Below are 16,612 nucleotides of genomic sequence, written 5' to 3' on the forward strand. Positions count from 1 at the left end.
TTATACATGTAAGGAGGAATTGAGCATGGAGTACAAAAATACATTACTGATGCCAAAAACAGAGTTCCCAATGCGTGGGAATTTACCAAAACGTGAGCCTGCAATGCAAGAAAAATGGGCTGAAATGAATATTTACGAAAAAGTACAAGAACATACAAAAGGTCGTCCTTTATTTGTATTGCATGATGGACCTCCATATGCGAATGGTGACATTCATATGGGACATGCATTAAATAAAGTATTAAAAGACTTTATTGTTCGTTATAAATCAATGACTGGTTTTAGTGCGCCATATGTTCCGGGATGGGATACGCACGGTTTACCAATTGAACAAGCTTTAACAAATAAAGGTGTAAAACGTAAAGAAATGACAGTTGCTGAGTTCCGTAAGTTATGTGCAGAGTATGCATATGAACAAGTAGAACGTCAACGTGAACAATTTAAGCGTCTAGGTGTACGTGCAGATTGGGATAATCCATATATTACTTTAGAGCCAGCTTATGAAGCACAACAAATTAAAGTGTTTGGTGACATGGCGAAAAAAGGTTATATCTATAAAGGTCAAAAACCAGTTTACTGGTCTCCAACGAGTGAATCTGCTTTAGCGGAAGCTGAAATTGAATATCAAGATAAAAAATCAGCTTCTATTTACGTAGCATTTCCTGTAAAAGATGGAAAGAACGTATTAGAAGGTGATGAAAAGTACATCATTTGGACAACAACACCTTGGACATTACCTGCAAACTTAGGTATTTCTGTTCATCCAGAGCTTGAATATAGCATTGTAAAAGTAAATGATGAGAAATATATCATTGCTTCTGAGCTGTTTGAGACAGTTGCAAAAACGTTAGAGTGGGAAAATGCTGAAGTTATGAAAACAGTAAAAGGTAGCGAACTTGAGTATACAGTTGCAAAACATCCATTCTACGATCGTGATTCATTAGTTATGCTAGGAGATCACGTAACAACAGATGCAGGTACAGGTTGTGTTCATACAGCACCAGGACACGGGGAAGATGACTTCGTTGTTGGTAAAAAGTATGGATTAGAAGTACTTTGCCCAGTCGATGATAAAGGTGTATTAACAAATGAGGCACCTGGATTTGAAGGCTTATTCTATGATAAAGCTAACAAACCAATTACAGAAAAATTAGAAGAAGTAGGCGCGTTACTGAAACTAACATTCATTACACATTCATACCCACATGATTGGAGAACGAAAAAACCAATTATTTTCCGTGCGACAGCACAGTGGTTTGCATCTATTGAAGCATTCCGTAAAGAATTAATAGAAGCTGTAGCAGAAACAAAATGGGTACCAGCATGGGGAGAAACTCGTCTTCATAATATGGTTCGTGACCGTGGTGACTGGTGTATTTCTCGTCAGCGTGCATGGGGTGTGCCAATTCCGGTATTCTATGCTGAGAATGGTGATCCAATTATTACGGATGAAACAATTAACCATGTAGCAGATTTATTCCGTGAAAACGGTTCTAACGTATGGTTCGAGCGTGAAGCGAAAGATCTATTACCAGAAGGATTTACACATCCAGGTAGCCCAAATGGTGAATTCCGTAAAGAAACAGACATCATGGATGTATGGTTCGATTCAGGTTCTTCTCACCAAGCGGTATTAGAAGAGCGCGAAGATTTACAGCGTCCAGCTGATTTATATTTAGAAGGATCTGACCAGTATCGTGGTTGGTTTAACTCTTCATTATCAACAGCAGTTGCTGTAACAGGTAAAGCTCCATATAAAGGCGTACTAAGCCACGGTTTCGTACTAGATGGTGAAGGACGTAAAATGAGTAAGTCGATTGGAAACATCGTCGTACCGAAGAAAATCATGGATCAATTAGGCGGAGACATTTTACGCTTATGGGTATCTTCTGTTGACTATCAATCTGACGTACGTATTTCAGATGATATTTTAAAACAAGTAGCAGAAGTGTATCGTAAAATCCGTAACACATTCCGTTTCTTATTAGGAAACTTAGACGACTTTAAGCCAAGTGAAAATGCAGTAGCTGTAGCTGAACTTCGTGAAGTAGATCGTTACATGTTAGTAAAATTAAATGACTTGATTACAAAAGTTAAAGAAGCATATGAGACATACGACTTCGCTGCTGTGTATCATGCAATTCATAACTTCTGTACAATTGATTTAAGTTCATTCTACTTAGACTTTGCAAAAGACATTTTATACATTGAAGGTGCAAACCACGAAGATCGTCGTGCAATTCAAACTGTATTATATGATGTTCTTGTTGCGTTAACGAAACTTGTAACACCAATCTTACCGCACACAGCTGATGAAGTATGGCCATATATTCCAGGCGTAACAGAAGAAAGTGTACAATTAACTGATATGCCAGAAGCTGTACAATTAGATGACGCGGAAGCGTTAAAAACAAAATGGGATGCATTTATGACATTACGTGATGACGTGTTAAAAGCACTAGAAGTAGCTCGTAATGAAAAAGTAATCGGTAAGTCATTAAATGCAAGCATTACGCTATATCCAACTGCAGAAATGAAAGCTATGTTAGAGTCTATTAGCGAAGACTTAAAGCAATTATTCATCGTTTCTGAGTATAAACTTGGTGGTATGATGGATGAAGCGCCAGCAGATGCACCGAAGTATGAACATACAGCGGTTGTTGTTGTTCAAGCAACTGGTGAAACATGTGAACGTTGTTGGGTAGTTTCAGAAACAATTGGTAAAGATGCTGAACATGAAACATTATGTGAGCGTTGTGCAACAGTTGTTAAAGAAAACTATGTAAAATAATAAAAAACTGACTGCTATTGATGCGGTCAGTTTTTTTGTTGATGGCATATCAAGATCACTTTCAGACTCTTTCCTGTGAAGGAAAAATGTGTGTGAGGTAAGCAAATAAATTTCGGACACACTAACTGTACATTACAGCTAGGAGGAATGTACACGTGAATGAAATTTACATGGAAATAAAAGAAGAATTGCAATTGATGAGAAAAGAGTTGCAAGAGAGACTAGCTAAAGAAGTAATGCACAAATATGATGTCGAGTTCAGCCAAGAGCTTGGATATGAAATTAAGGAAGAGATAAAGAAAAAATTGCTATTACATGATATAAAAGAGGATTTAAAGGATGTAGAACGCGCATTATTTAAAATGGAAATAGACATGTATGGTATTTGTGAAGAGACGGGGAGATTAATTTCGACAAAGCAAATGAAGACAATGCCGACTGCCCGTACGATTCATGAATTCTTCTACGAAAAGGTAAATGTATGAATACGCACAACGATATTATATTACCTTTTTAAATTTATTTTATTCTTCTATAAAGGTTCATTGTGAAAAGGTAGCAGCTATGCTAAAATTTTGAGGTACACTGTCTTTGTGGGGGAAATGAAAATGATATATTATGTAATAGCGTTATTCGTCATTGCTATCGATCAAATATCGAAGTGGTTAATTGTAAAGAACATGGAATTGGGTACGAGTATTCCGATTATCGACAATGTATTATACATAACATCACATCGAAATAGAGGCGCTGCTTGGGGTATTTTAGAAAATAAAATGTGGTTCTTCTACATTATTACAGTTGTTTTTGTAGTGTTTATTGTATTTTATATGAAAAAGTATGCGAAAACAGACAAGCTTCTAGGTATTTCGTTAAGCCTAATTTTGGGCGGGGCAATTGGTAACTTTATTGATCGTGTATTTAGACAAGAAGTAGTGGATTTCATTCACGTGTATATTTTCTCGTACAACTATCCAGTATTCAATATAGCTGATTCAGCATTATGTATTGGTGTTGTATTAATTATTATTCAAACATTATTAGAAGGCAAGAAAGCGAAGGAGTAATTGAATGAGTGAAGTAGTACAAGTAACAGTTGCAGCAGAGCAAAAAAACGAGCGAATTGATAAATTCGTTGCAGGGATAAATAACGAATGGTCACGTACGCAAGTGCAGCAATGGATTAAAGATGACGTTGTGACAGTAAACGGAAAAGCGGTAAAAGGGAATTATAAAGTAAAAGAAGAAGATGAAATTACAGTAACAATTCCTGAACCAGAAGAGTTAGATATTCAACCAGAGGATTTAAATTTAGAAATTTATTATGAAGATGCAGATGTGCTTGTTGTAAATAAGCCACGTGGTATGGTTGTACATCCAGCACCAGGGCATACAAGTGGTACACTTGTAAACGGCCTTATGCACCATTGTACAGACTTATCAGGCATTAACGGTGTAATGCGTCCAGGTATCGTGCATCGTATCGATAAAGATACATCTGGACTATTAATGGTTGCTAAAAATGATATGGCACATGAATCGCTTGTAAATCAGCTTGTAGCAAAAACAGTAACGAGACGTTACAAAGCGATTGTACACGGTGTGATTCCGCATGATAAGGGAACGATTGATGCTCCGATTGCTCGTGATAAGAAAGAGCGTCAAAGTATGACAGTTGATGAAAATGGTAAGAACGCTGTTACGCACTTCCAAGTGTTAGAACGCTTTAAAGACTTTACGCTTGTAGAATGTCGCTTAGAAACGGGACGTACGCACCAAATTCGTGTTCATATGAAATATATTGGCTATCCACTTGCAGGAGATCCGAAGTATGGTCCGAAGAAAACGTTAGATATGAATGGACAAGCACTTCATGCGGGTATTTTAGGCTTTGATCATCCTCGTACTGGTGAATATATTCAGTTTGAGGCACCGATTCCAGAAGTGTTTGAAGACGTATTAAATATTTTACGAAAATAGTATTGACAAATCATAAGAAAACTGAGATACTGACAACAGTTAAATAATGATCCTTTAACACAGCCCCGTGAGGTTGAGAAGGTAACGGTTTGAAATACTTAGGGTATGTTGTACCCTTTTTTCAAAAGTCCTCTCGCACACGCTGAGAGGACTTTTTTTATACCATTACTCTCACGCAAGAAAAAAGCTTGGAGGTGTAGAGCATGCAAGAGAAAGCTGTCGTTTTAGATGACCAAATGATTCGCCGCGCTTTAACACGAATTAGTCATGAAATCGTGGAACGAAATAAAGGTGTCGATAATTGTGTTCTTGTCGGAATTAAAACTCGTGGAATTTTTATTGCACAACGTTTGGCAGAACGAATTGGTCAAATTGAAGGAAAAGAAATGGAAGTTGGAGAGTTAGACATTACGTTATATCGTGATGATTTAACACTACAATCGAAAAATAAAGAACCACTTGTAAAAGGTTCTGATATCCCTGTAGATATTACGAAGAAGAAAGTTATCCTTGTGGATGACGTATTATATACAGGAAGAACAGTTCGAGCAGCAATGGATGCTCTTATGGATTTAGGTAGACCATCTCAAATCCAATTGGCGGTTCTTGTTGATAGAGGTCATCGCGAATTACCAATTCGCGCTGATTATGTAGGGAAGAACATTCCAACATCAAGTGAAGAGCGTATCGAAGTTGATTTGCAAGAGACAGATCAACAAGATCGAGTAAGCATATACGATAAGTAAAGCCCTTTTAAATGTAGTCCTGTGAGGCTGCCAAAGGGTCTTGGCTTTCATATGTCAAATTTGGCATACGAAAGTGTAGGACTCTTTGTGCACAGGCACAAAGAGTTTTTTTATTGCAAAGATTTAAACTGAAGGAGGATGTAACAATGGAACAAAAGCCAGTGTTAGACGTTAATGAAGTACCGAAACCGGGAAAATGGTTATTTTTAAGTATACAACATTTGTTCGCGATGTTTGGATCAACAGTGCTTGTTCCGTTTTTAACAGGATTGAATCCATCAGTAGCATTAATATCAAGTGGATTAGGAACGTTAGCGTTCCTTCTTATAACGAAAGGTCAAGTACCTGCCTATCTAGGATCATCATTCGCCTTTATCGCACCGATTATAACAGCGAAAACGGCAGGTGGACCGGGAGCAGCAATGCTTGGTGGTTTGCTAGCAGGACTTGTGTACATCTTAATCTCACTAGGAATTAAGAAATCAGGATCAGAGTGGATTATGAAATTACTACCACCAATCGTAGTTGGTCCAGTAGTAATGGTAATCGGTCTAGCTTTAGCACATACAGCAGTTAATATGGCGATGAACGGTGCGGATGGCAAATATAGCTTTACACACTTTTCAGTAGCGTTAGTAACATTAGCAATTACAATTATATGCTCGATATTTGGAAGAGGATTTTTCAGTATCATACCAGTGTTACTTGGCATTATCGGCGGATATATCTTCGCTTACTTCCAAGGGCTAGTAGACTTAAAGCCGGTAGCTGAGGCAAAATGGTTTGTGGTACCAGATTTCACAGTACCATTTGTAACATATACACCAGAGTTTTCATGGAAGATTGTACTCTTGATGGTACCAGTTGCACTAGTAACAATATCAGAACATATCGGACATCAAATTGTTCTTGGAAATGTTATTAAAAGAGATTTAATTGAAAAACCAGGTTTACACCGTTCAATCTTCGGTGACGGAGTAGCAACATTAATTGCGTCACTAATCGGTGGGCCACCGAATACAACGTATGGTGAAAACATCGGCGTGCTAGCAATTACGAGAGCATACAGTGTATACTTATTCATCGGTTCAGCAGTATTCGCAATCATGTTCGGGTTTATCGGTAAGATTTCTGCACTGATTCATTCGATCCCAACACCAGTTATGGGTGGTGTATCAATCTTACTATTCGGTGTAATCGCATCAAGCGGATTACGCATGATGGTAGATGATAAAACAGATTTAAGTGACAAACGAAACTTAATGATTGCATCAGTAATATTAGTAATCGGTATTGGTGGAGCGGTACTTCACGTAGGAGAATCATTCCAAGTAGAAGGAATGGCACTAGCAGCAATTGTAGGTGTACTGTTAAATCTACTACTACCGGAAACGAAACAAATAAAACAATCTAAGCAGATTGCTTCATAATAATAACCTTTTAATTCAGTCCTGTGAGACCGGAAAGGGTGGCTTCTTTCTTGCACCCTAGTCTCACATGACTAGGGTATTTTTATGCAAAGGTTGTTATAAAAATTCAAAAGTGGTAACATAAAAATCAGAAAGATGAGGGATGACGATGAGCCATTTGTTAACGATGAGTGAATTATCGAAAGTAGAAATTTCAGAAATCCTAAAAGATGCAGAAGATTTTGCGAATGGAAAAGAGAGCAAAACGACAGAGCAAACTTTTGTTGCGAACTTGTTTTTTGAGAATAGTACGAGAACGAGATTTAGCTTTGAAGTTGCTGAGAAGAGATTAGGACTTGATGTTTTAAACTTTTCAGCTGATGCATCTAGCGTACAAAAAGGAGAAACTTTATACGATACGATAAGAACACTAGAATCAATCGGAACAAAAGCAGTGGTCATCCGCCACGAGCAAGATCGCTACTTCGATGAACTAAAAGATCAGGTGAATATTCCAATCTTAAACGCTGGAGATGGATGCGGAAACCACCCAACGCAGTGCCTACTCGATCTTCTTACAATTAAACAAGAGTTTGGAAGATTTGAAGGTTTGAAGATTGCAATAGTAGGAGATGTTCGTCATAGCCGAGTAGCACGTTCTAATGCAGAAGCATTAACGAAGCTTGGTGCAACAATTTACTTTGCAAGTCCAGAAGAGTGGAAAGATGAAGACAACACATTTGGAACATACAAACCATTAGATGAACTTGTTCCAGAAGTTGATGTAATGATGTTACTCCGTGTACAACATGAGCGTCATGATCATTATGAAACAGACATTATGAAAGAATATCATGAGAAACACGGATTAACAGTAGAAAGAGAAAAGCGTATGAAAGAAGGAAGCATTATTATGCATCCAGCTCCTGTAAACCGTGATGTTGAAATTGCAAGTGAACTTGTTGAGTGTGAGCGTTCACGCATATTTAAACAAATGGAAAATGGAGTTTACGTAAGAATGGCTGTACTAAAACGCGCCTTACCAAATGTATTAGGAGGAATGAAACATGAATTATTTGTTTAAAAATGGTCGTTATATGAATGAAGAAGGAAAAATCGTAGCAACGGATCTTCTCGTACAAGACGGTAAAATCGCTAAGGTAGCAGAAAATATTACGGCAGATAATGCTGAAGTAATCGATGTGAACGGAAAGTTAATCGCACCTGGATTAGTAGATGTACACGTACATCTTCGTGAACCAGGTGGTGAACATAAAGAAACAATTGAAACAGGTACACTAGCAGCGGCAAAAGGTGGATTCACTACAATTTGCGCAATGCCAAATACACGTCCGGTACCAGATTGCAGAGAACATATGGAAGACTTGCAAAAACGTATTGAAGAAAAAGCTCATGTTAACGTACTACCATACGGAGCAATTACAGTACGTCAAGCTGGTTCTGAAATGACAGATTTCGAAACATTAAAAGAACTTGGAGCATTTGCTTTCACAGATGACGGCGTAGGCGTACAAGATGCGAGCATGATGTTAGCGGCTATGAAACGTGCAGCAAAATTAGATATGGCAGTAGTTGCGCACTGTGAAGAGAATACGCTTATTAATAAAGGTTGTGTACATGAAGGGAAGTTTTCTGAGAAACACGGATTAAACGGTATCCCATCAGTATGTGAATCTGTACATATTGCAAGGGATATACTGCTTGCTGAAGCAGCAGATTGCCACTATCACGTATGTCATGTAAGTACGAAAGGTTCGGTACGTGTAATCCGTGATGCGAAACGCGCTGGAATTAAAGTAACAGCAGAAGTAACACCGCATCACCTAGTGTTATGTGAAGATGATATCCCATCAGCTGATCCTAACTTTAAAATGAACCCACCGCTTCGTGGAAAAGAAGACCATGCAGCATTAATTGAAGGTTTATTAGATGGAACGATCGATATGATTGCAACTGACCATGCACCGCATACAGCGGAAGAGAAAGCACAAGGAATTGAAAGAGCACCGTTTGGAATTACTGGTTTTGAAACAGCATTCCCACTTCTATACACAAACCTTGTGAAAAAAGGAATTATTACATTAGAACAATTAATTCAATTCTTAACAGAAAAGCCAGCTGATACATTCGGCTTAGAAGCAGGTCGCCTGAAAGAAGGTAGAACAGCTGATATTACAATCATTGATTTAGAACAAGAAGAAGAGATTGACCCAACAACATTCTTATCAAAAGGAAAAAATACACCATTCGCAGGTTGGAAATGCCAAGGATGGCCGGTAATGACAATCGTTGGTGGTAAGATCGCATGGCAAAAGGAGAGTGCATTAGTATGAAAAGACAACTTATCTTAGAAGATGGAACAGTATTAATTGGAACAGGTTTCGGAGGCGAAATCGAAAAGTCAGGTGAGGTTGTATTTACAACAGGAATGACTGGATATCAAGAAACATTATCTGATCCATCATATTGCGGTCAAATCGTAACATTCACGTACCCATTAATCGGAAACTACGGCATTAACCGTGACGATTTTGAATCCATTCACCCATCTGTAAATGGTTTAATCGTAAACGAAATTTGTGATTATCCATCAAACTTCCGTAATGAAATTTCGTTAAATGATTACTTGAAAGAAAGAAATATCCCAGGATTAGCAGGGATTGATACGAGAAAATTAACGAGAAAAATTCGTCAATACGGTACATTACGCGGACGCCTTTGTAATATGGATGCAGATGTAGAGTACATTGTAAGTCAATTAAAAGCGACAGTATTTACAGATCATGTAAAACGCGTATCAACGAAAGATCCATACCCAAGCCCAGGTCGTGGTCACCGAGTTGTACTAGTAGACTTCGGTATGAAACATGGTATTTTACGAGAATTAAATAAGCGTGACTGTGATGTAATTGTAGTTCCTTACAACACAACAGCAGAAGAAATTTTACGCCTTAGCCCAGATGGAATTATGTTAAGTAATGGACCTGGAGATCCGAAAGATGTACCAGAAGCAATTGAAATGTTAAAAGACATTATCGGTAAAGTTCCTTTATTCGGAATTTGCCTAGGACATCAATTGTTCGCTCTAGCATCAGGTGCAAATACAAGTAAGTTGAAATTTGGTCACCGTGGTTTAAACCATCCAGTAAAAAATCTTGCAACTGGAAAAGTAGCAATTACATCTCAAAACCACGGATACGCAGTAGAAGAAGAATCAGTTGAAAATACAGATCTTGAAATTACACATGTTGCTTTAAACGATGGAACGGTAGAAGGTCTTCGTCATAAGAAGTTCCCAGCATTTACAGTACAATACCATCCAGAAGCTTCAGCGGGACCAGAAGATGCAAATGATTTATTCGAAGATTTCTTAACAATGATTGAAAACTTCAAGAAAGAAGGGGAAGAGTTATGCCAAAACGCCTAGACATTAACACAATTTTAGTAATCGGATCAGGACCAATTGTAATTGGGCAAGCAGCGGAGTTTGACTACTCTGGTACACAAGCTTGTCAATCTCTTAAAGAGGAAGGTTACAAAGTAATCCTTGTTAACTCTAACCCAGCAACAATTATGACGGATACTGCAACAGCAGATAAAGTATACATCGAGCCATTAACATTAGAATTCGTAAGCCGTATTATTCGTAAAGAACGTCCTGATGCAATCCTACCAACATTAGGTGGTCAAACAGGTTTAAACATGGCTGTTGAACTTGCAAAATCAGGCGTACTTGACGAGTGCGGAGTTGAAATTTTAGGAACAAAATTATCAGCAATCGAGCAAGCGGAAGATCGTGATTTATTCCGTACATTAATGCAAGATTTAAATGAACCAACACCACCAAGTGAAATTATTCATAACCTTGATGAAGCATATGGATTTGTAAATGAAATTGGTTACCCAGTAATCGTTCGACCAGCGTTCACATTAGGAGGAACGGGCGGCGGAATTTGCCATAACGAAGAAGAGCTAATTGAAATCGTAACAAGTGGTTTAAAACATAGTCCAGTAACACAATGTTTATTAGAGAAAAGTATTGCTGGCTGTAAGGAAATTGAATATGAAGTAATGCGTGATTCAAATGATAACGCGATTGTAGTATGTAACATGGAAAACATCGATCCAGTTGGTGTTCACACAGGTGATTCGATTGTAGTAGCACCGAGCCAAACGCTAAGCGACCGTGAATATCAAATGTTACGTAACACTTCATTACGAATTATTCGTGCACTAGGAATTGAAGGCGGATGTAACGTTCAGCTTGCGCTTGATCCATATAGCTTCCAATACTATGTAATCGAAGTAAATCCACGTGTAAGTCGTTCATCTGCACTAGCATCTAAAGCAACTGGATATCCAATTGCGAAATTAGCAGCAAAAATTGCAGTCGGCTTAACGTTAGATGAAATTGTAAACCCAGTAACACAAAAAACTTACGCTTGTTTCGAGCCAGCGTTAGACTATGTTGTTTCAAAAATTCCACGTTGGCCGTTTGATAAGTTTGAATCAGCGAACAGAACGCTTGGAACACAAATGAAAGCAACTGGTGAAGTTATGTCAATCGGACGTAACTTAGAAGAATCATTACTAAAAGCAGTTCGTTCTTTAGAGCTTGGCATTTATCACTTAGAATTAGACCACTTAAAAGAACTTGATAAAGAAACGATGAAAAAACGTATCATTAAAGCGGATGATGAACGACTGTTTATTGTAGCAGAAGCAATTCGCCAAGGTGTAACGAAAGAAGAAATCAATGAATGGTGTGAAATGGACTTCTTCTTCTTACAAAAAGTTGAAAACATCGTAAATATGGAACGTGAAGTAAAAGCGAACGTAGGAAATATGGAAGTACTACAAACTGCAAAAGAAATGGGCTTCAGCGATCACTACATTGCAGCAGCTTGGAACAAAACGGAGCGCGAAATTTACGATATGCGTAAAGAAAATAATATGATGCCAGTATTCAAAATGGTAGATACTTGTGCGGCAGAGTTTGAATCTGCAACGCCATATTACTACAGCACATATGCGGACGAAAATGAATCGATTGTAACAGATCGTAAGAGTGTAGTAGTTCTAGGATCTGGTCCGATCCGCATTGGTCAAGGTGTTGAGTTTGATTACGCAACAGTTCACTCAGTATGGGCAATTAAAGAAGCTGGATATGAAGCAATTATCATTAACAACAACCCAGAAACAGTTTCAACAGACTTCAGTATTTCTGACAAATTATACTTTGAACCATTAACGATTGAAGATGTAATGCACATTATCGATTTAGAAAAACCAGAAGGTGTTATCGTTCAGTTCGGTGGACAAACGGCAATTAACTTAGCAGCGAAACTAGAAGAACACGGTGTGAAAATTTTAGGAACATCACTTGAAGACTTAGACCGTGCAGAAGATCGTGATAAATTCGAAGCTGCTTTAACAAAACTTGGCATCCCGCAACCAGTTGGTAAAACAGCAACGACTGTAGAACAAGCGGTAGCAATCGCAGAAGAAATTGGTTACCCAGTATTAGTAAGACCATCTTACGTACTAGGTGGACGTGCAATGGAAATCGTATATCGTCAAGAAGAACTGCTGCACTACATGAAAAATGCAGTTAAAGTTCATGCAGATCACCCAGTATTAATCGACCGTTACATGGTTGGTAAAGAAATTGAAGTAGATGCAATTTCGGATGGTGAGAATGTATTCATTCCAGGTATTATGGAACATATTGAACGCGCTGGAGTTCACTCTGGTGACTCAATTGGAGTATATCCACCACAAAGTTTATCTGAAAAACTAAAAGAACAAATCATTGAACATACAATTGCACTTGGAAAAGGATTAAACATTGTTGGATTACTAAATATCCAGTTTGTAGTATTCAAAGATCAAGTGTACGTAATTGAAGTAAATCCACGTGCAAGCCGTACAGTACCGTTCTTAAGTAAAATTACAGGCGTACCGATGGCGAATGTTGCAACGAAAGTTATTTTAGGGCAAGACCTAGTAGAGCAAGGATACGGAACTGGCTATCACCCAGAAGAGAAAGAAGTATATGTAAAAGCTCCGGTATTCTCATTCGCGAAACTACGCTCAGTTGATACAACATTAGGACCTGAAATGAAATCAACAGGGGAAGTAATGGGTAAAGACTTAACGCTTGAAAAAGCATTATATAAAGGATTAGTTGCTTCTGGAATTAACATCCCAACGCACGGCTCAGTAATCATTACTGTAGCGGATAAAGATAAAGAAGAGGCAATGGAAATTGCAAAACGTTTCCACGAAATCGGCTATAACTTATTAGCAACAGCTGGAACAGCACAATCGTTAGCAGAGCAAAATACCCCAGTACAAGTTGTAAACAAAATTGATTCTGAAGACTACAACTTACTAGATATTATCCGTCAAGGAAAAGCACAGTTTGTAATTAACACATTAACAAAAGGTAAACAACCAGCGCGTGATGGTTTCCGCATTCGCCGTGAATCAGTAGAAAATGGTGTGGCTTGCTTAACATCACTTGATACAACGAGAGCAATCTTACGAGTATTAGAATCTATGACATTCTCAGCTCATTCAATGAAAGAAATTACGCAAACAAAGCGTCACGAGGTGGTACATGCATGATGCAAAAGCAAAATATGATCGTCGTTAATCAAAAAGAAATCGCAAAAAATATTTACGAATTAGTGCTTCAAGGAACGTTAGTACAGCAAATGAACGAACCAGGGCAGTTTGTACACATTAAGGTAGCAGAGGGCATTGCGCCCCTTCTGCGCCGCCCAATTAGTATTTGTAATGTAGATCAAGAGAAGAACGAATTTACAATGCTATATCGTGCAGAAGGACAAGGGACAAAAACATTAGCAACTAGAAAACAAGGTGAAATGGTAGACGTACTAGGACCGCTAGGACATGGTTTTCCTGTAGAAGAAGCAGAAGCTGGTCAAACAGCTTTACTAGTAGGCGGGGGAATTGGTGTACCACCACTTTATGAATTATCACAGCGCCTCGTTGCAAAAGGGGTACGCGTAATTCACATCTTAGGTTTTCAAACGAAAGATGTAGTTTTCTATGAAGAAAAATTTGCAGAACTTGGTGATACGTACGTTGCGACAGTAGACGGTACACACGGTACAAAAGGATTTGTCACAGATGTAATTGATAATTACGGAATTGACTTTGATATTCTTTATTCATGTGGTCCGTTAGCGATGCTTCGTGCATTAGAAGGACGTTACAAAGAGAAAAAAGCTTATATTTCTTTAGAAGAACGTATGGGCTGTGGTATTGGAGCTTGTTTCGCATGTGTATGCCACTTACAAGAAGATCCAAGTGGACATTCTTACAAGAAGGTGTGTAGCGACGGACCAGTATTTCCAATCGGGGAGGTTGTACTATGAACAGATTGCAAGTTGAATTACCAGGATTATCATTAAAAAATCCAATTATACCGGCATCTGGATGCTTTGGGTTTGGTCGTGAATATGCACAGTTTTACGATTTAAGTGTACTAGGATCAATCATGATTAAAGCGACGACAGAACAACCACGTTATGGAAATCCAACGCCTCGTGTTGCTGAAACACCGGGCGGTATGTTAAATGCAATCGGACTTCAAAACCCGGGATTAGACAAAGTAATGAATTCTGAATTACCATGGTTAGAACAATTTGACCTTCCAATTATTGCGAACGTTGCAGGCTCACAAGCTGAGGATTACGTAGCGGTTGCGAAGGAAATTTCTAAAGCGCCTAATGTCCATGCACTAGAATTAAATATTTCTTGTCCGAACGTAAAAACAGGTGGTATCGCCTTTGGTACAAATCCTGAAATTGCTGCTGATTTAACGAAGCGAGTAAAAGAGGTTTCTGAAGTACCTGTATACGTGAAGTTGTCACCGAATGTGGCAAACATTGTGGAAATTGCAAAAGCGATTGAAAATGCAGGTGCAGATGGTTTAACGATGATTAATACATTGCTTGGTATGCGTCTAGATTTAAAAACAGCTAAACCAATTTTAGCAAACCGTACAGGTGGATTATCAGGTCCTGCGATTAAGCCAGTAGCAATTCGTATGGTACATGAAGTAAGCCAAGCGGTAAACATTCCGATTATCGGAATGGGTGGTATTGAGACAGCGGAAGATGTAATTGAATTCTTCTATGCTGGCGCAAGCGCAGTTGCAGTAGGTACAGCGAACTTTATTGATCCGTTCGTATGTCCGACAATTATTGAAGAGTTACCAGCATTACTAGATGAATTAGGATTTGATCACATTTCGGAATGTCAAGGAAGGAGCTGGAAGCAAACATGTCACAGTCGTTAATCGTTGCATTAGATTTTCCAGGGAAACAAGATGTAGAACAATTCTTGCGCCACTTTGAAGGGGAAAAGTTATTTGTCAAAGTTGGTATGGAGTTATTTTACAAAGAAGGCCCTGCGATTATTACGTACTTAAAAGAAAAAGGACATAAGATTTTTCTGGATTTAAAACTTCATGATATTCCGAATACAGTAAAAAGCGCTATGCGTAGCCTAGCTAGTCTAGATGTTGATATGGTAAATGTTCATGCTGCTGGGGGAAGCAGTATGATGAAAGCTGCGATTGAGGGATTAGAGGAAGGTAAGCAAGAAGGAAAAGAGAGACCGATTTGTATTGCAGTTACACAACTAACAAGCACTTCGGAAGCTATGATGAAAAAAGAGATCGGCATTGAGAAAACGTTAGAAGAAGCAGTTGCTCATTATGCAAAACTAACGAAAGAAAGTGGACTTGATGGCGTTGTTTGTTCAACACTTGAAGTTCCAAAATTACGTGAAGTATGCGGAAATGAATTTGTAACAGTAACACCGGGGATTCGTCTTGCAAGCGATGATGTAAATGACCAGGTGCGCGTAGCAACACCGAAACGTGCGAGGGAACTTGGCTCAAGCTACATCGTAGTTGGACGTAGTATTACAAAAGCAGAAAATCCGCTTGAAGCGTATAAAACAGTAAAACAACAGTGGGAAGGTGTAACAGTATGAAAAAAGAAATCGCATCGCATTTATTAGAAATTGGAGCAGTATTTTTACAACCAAACGATCCATTCACATGGTCTTCAGGTATGAAATCACCAATTTATTGTGATAACCGTTTAACTTTATCTTATCCAAAAGTACGTCAAGCGATTGCAGCTGGATTAGAAGAGTTAATTAAAGAGCACTTCCCAACTGTAGAAGTTATTGCAGGAACAGCAACTGCTGGTATTGCGCACGCTGCATGGGTAAGCGATCGTATGGATTTACCAATGTGCTACGTACGTAGTAAAGCAAAAGGTCACGGTAAAGGGAACCAAATCGAAGGAAAAGCTGAAAAAGGTCAAAAAGTAGTAGTAGTAGAGGACCTAATTTCAACTGGCGGTAGTGCAATTACATGTGTAGAAGCACTTCGCGAAGCTGGCTGTGAAGTATTAGGGATCGTATCAATCTTCACATACGAGCTAGAAGCAGGAAAAGAAAAGTTAGAAGCAGCGAACGTAGCATCATATTCTTTAAGTGATTACAGTGCATTAACTGAAGTTGCAGCAGAAAAAGGTATGATTGGACAAGCTGAAACGAAGAAATTACAAGAGTGGCGTAAAAATCCAGCTAACGAAGCTTGGATCACAGCGTAACAC

The 16,612-nt window shown here is 38.5% G+C and carries 14 protein-coding genes; all 14 read left to right on the plus strand.

Annotated features, from left to right (window positions below):
- The first annotated feature begins 25 nt into the window (after positions 1-25).
- Positions 26-2,791, plus strand: a complete 2,766-nt coding sequence (ileS2, locus tag AU379_RS04870; protein WP_000455949.1) for an isoleucine--tRNA ligase — start codon at positions 26-28, stop codon at positions 2,789-2,791.
- 155 nt (positions 2,792-2,946) lie between these two features.
- Positions 2,947-3,276: a molecular chaperone DnaK gene (locus AU379_RS04875; protein ID WP_001002956.1), complete on the plus strand. Its 330-nt coding sequence runs from the start codon at positions 2,947-2,949 to the stop codon at positions 3,274-3,276.
- A 123-nt stretch (positions 3,277-3,399) separates the two neighbouring features.
- The gene (lspA, locus tag AU379_RS04880; protein WP_000642184.1) at positions 3,400-3,858 is read left to right on the plus strand and encodes a lipoprotein signal peptidase LspA; all 459 of its coding nucleotides are present in this window, start codon (positions 3,400-3,402) and stop codon (positions 3,856-3,858) included.
- A gap of 4 nt (positions 3,859-3,862) precedes the next feature.
- The gene (locus AU379_RS04885) at positions 3,863-4,771 is read left to right on the plus strand and encodes an RluA family pseudouridine synthase (RefSeq protein WP_000005830.1); all 909 of its coding nucleotides are present in this window, start codon (positions 3,863-3,865) and stop codon (positions 4,769-4,771) included.
- Positions 4,772-4,974: 203 nt separating this feature from the next.
- On the plus strand, positions 4,975-5,517 hold the full coding sequence (gene pyrR, locus AU379_RS04890) for a bifunctional pyrimidine operon transcriptional regulator/uracil phosphoribosyltransferase (protein WP_001156491.1): 543 nt from the start codon (positions 4,975-4,977) through the stop codon (positions 5,515-5,517).
- 146 nt (positions 5,518-5,663) lie between these two features.
- Positions 5,664-6,947 carry a uracil permease gene (gene uraA, locus AU379_RS04895; RefSeq protein WP_000435928.1) on the plus strand — a complete coding sequence of 428 codons (1,284 nt, stop codon included), beginning with the start codon at positions 5,664-5,666 and terminating at the stop codon, positions 6,945-6,947.
- 148 nt (positions 6,948-7,095) lie between these two features.
- Positions 7,096-8,010, plus strand: a complete 915-nt coding sequence (gene pyrB / locus AU379_RS04900; protein ID WP_061138980.1) for an aspartate carbamoyltransferase — start codon at positions 7,096-7,098, stop codon at positions 8,008-8,010.
- Positions 7,994-9,280, plus strand: coding sequence for a dihydroorotase (gene pyrC, locus AU379_RS04905; RefSeq protein WP_001108366.1), 1,287 nt, complete (start codon positions 7,994-7,996; stop codon positions 9,278-9,280). Before pyrB ends, pyrC begins: the two co-directional genes overlap by 17 nt.
- On the plus strand, positions 9,277-10,374 hold the full coding sequence (locus AU379_RS04910) for a carbamoyl phosphate synthase small subunit (protein ID WP_061138981.1): 1,098 nt from the start codon (positions 9,277-9,279) through the stop codon (positions 10,372-10,374). Before pyrC ends, AU379_RS04910 begins: the two co-directional genes overlap by 4 nt.
- The gene (carB, locus tag AU379_RS04915) at positions 10,359-13,577 is read left to right on the plus strand and encodes a carbamoyl-phosphate synthase large subunit (RefSeq protein WP_061138982.1); all 3,219 of its coding nucleotides are present in this window, start codon (positions 10,359-10,361) and stop codon (positions 13,575-13,577) included. The genes AU379_RS04910 and carB overlap by 16 nt, the downstream gene beginning before the upstream one ends.
- The gene (gene pyrK, locus AU379_RS04920; RefSeq protein WP_000983359.1) at positions 13,574-14,353 is read left to right on the plus strand and encodes a dihydroorotate oxidase B electron transfer subunit; all 780 of its coding nucleotides are present in this window, start codon (positions 13,574-13,576) and stop codon (positions 14,351-14,353) included. The genes carB and pyrK overlap by 4 nt, the downstream gene beginning before the upstream one ends.
- The gene (gene pyrD, locus AU379_RS04925; RefSeq protein ID WP_001081049.1) at positions 14,350-15,279 is read left to right on the plus strand and encodes a dihydroorotate oxidase B catalytic subunit; all 930 of its coding nucleotides are present in this window, start codon (positions 14,350-14,352) and stop codon (positions 15,277-15,279) included. The genes pyrK and pyrD overlap by 4 nt, the downstream gene beginning before the upstream one ends.
- Positions 15,264-15,980, plus strand: coding sequence for an orotidine-5'-phosphate decarboxylase (pyrF, locus tag AU379_RS04930; protein WP_000083505.1), 717 nt, complete (start codon positions 15,264-15,266; stop codon positions 15,978-15,980). The genes pyrD and pyrF overlap by 16 nt, the downstream gene beginning before the upstream one ends.
- The gene (gene pyrE / locus AU379_RS04935) at positions 15,977-16,609 is read left to right on the plus strand and encodes an orotate phosphoribosyltransferase (protein ID WP_000711449.1); all 633 of its coding nucleotides are present in this window, start codon (positions 15,977-15,979) and stop codon (positions 16,607-16,609) included. The genes pyrF and pyrE overlap by 4 nt, the downstream gene beginning before the upstream one ends.
- Positions 16,610-16,612: the final 3 nt, after the last annotated feature.

This window comes from Bacillus sp. JH7 (assembly GCF_001563515.1).
Classification (GTDB): domain Bacteria; phylum Bacillota; class Bacilli; order Bacillales; family Bacillaceae_G; genus Bacillus_A; species Bacillus_A cereus.

What these genes read in the sequence shown, in the direction of transcription:
- ileS2 (WP_000455949.1), top strand. Translation starts at nt 26, where the DNA reads ATGGAGTACAAAAATACATTACTGATGCCAAAAACAGAGTTCCCAATG.
- lspA (WP_000642184.1), top strand. Translation starts at nt 3,400, where the DNA reads ATGATATATTATGTAATAGCGTTATTCGTCATTGCTATCGATCAAATA.
- AU379_RS04885 (WP_000005830.1), top strand. Translation starts at nt 3,863, where the DNA reads ATGAGTGAAGTAGTACAAGTAACAGTTGCAGCAGAGCAAAAAAACGAG.
- pyrR (WP_001156491.1), top strand. Translation starts at nt 4,975, where the DNA reads ATGCAAGAGAAAGCTGTCGTTTTAGATGACCAAATGATTCGCCGCGCT.
- uraA (WP_000435928.1), top strand. Translation starts at nt 5,664, where the DNA reads ATGGAACAAAAGCCAGTGTTAGACGTTAATGAAGTACCGAAACCGGGA.
- pyrB (WP_061138980.1), top strand. Translation starts at nt 7,096, where the DNA reads ATGAGCCATTTGTTAACGATGAGTGAATTATCGAAAGTAGAAATTTCA.
- pyrC (WP_001108366.1), top strand. Translation starts at nt 7,994, where the DNA reads ATGAATTATTTGTTTAAAAATGGTCGTTATATGAATGAAGAAGGAAAA.
- AU379_RS04910 (WP_061138981.1), top strand. Translation starts at nt 9,277, where the DNA reads ATGAAAAGACAACTTATCTTAGAAGATGGAACAGTATTAATTGGAACA.
- carB (WP_061138982.1), top strand. Translation starts at nt 10,359, where the DNA reads ATGCCAAAACGCCTAGACATTAACACAATTTTAGTAATCGGATCAGGA.
- pyrK (WP_000983359.1), top strand. Translation starts at nt 13,574, where the DNA reads ATGATGCAAAAGCAAAATATGATCGTCGTTAATCAAAAAGAAATCGCA.
- pyrD (WP_001081049.1), top strand. Translation starts at nt 14,350, where the DNA reads ATGAACAGATTGCAAGTTGAATTACCAGGATTATCATTAAAAAATCCA.
- pyrF (WP_000083505.1), top strand. Translation starts at nt 15,264, where the DNA reads ATGTCACAGTCGTTAATCGTTGCATTAGATTTTCCAGGGAAACAAGAT.
- pyrE (WP_000711449.1), top strand. Translation starts at nt 15,977, where the DNA reads ATGAAAAAAGAAATCGCATCGCATTTATTAGAAATTGGAGCAGTATTT.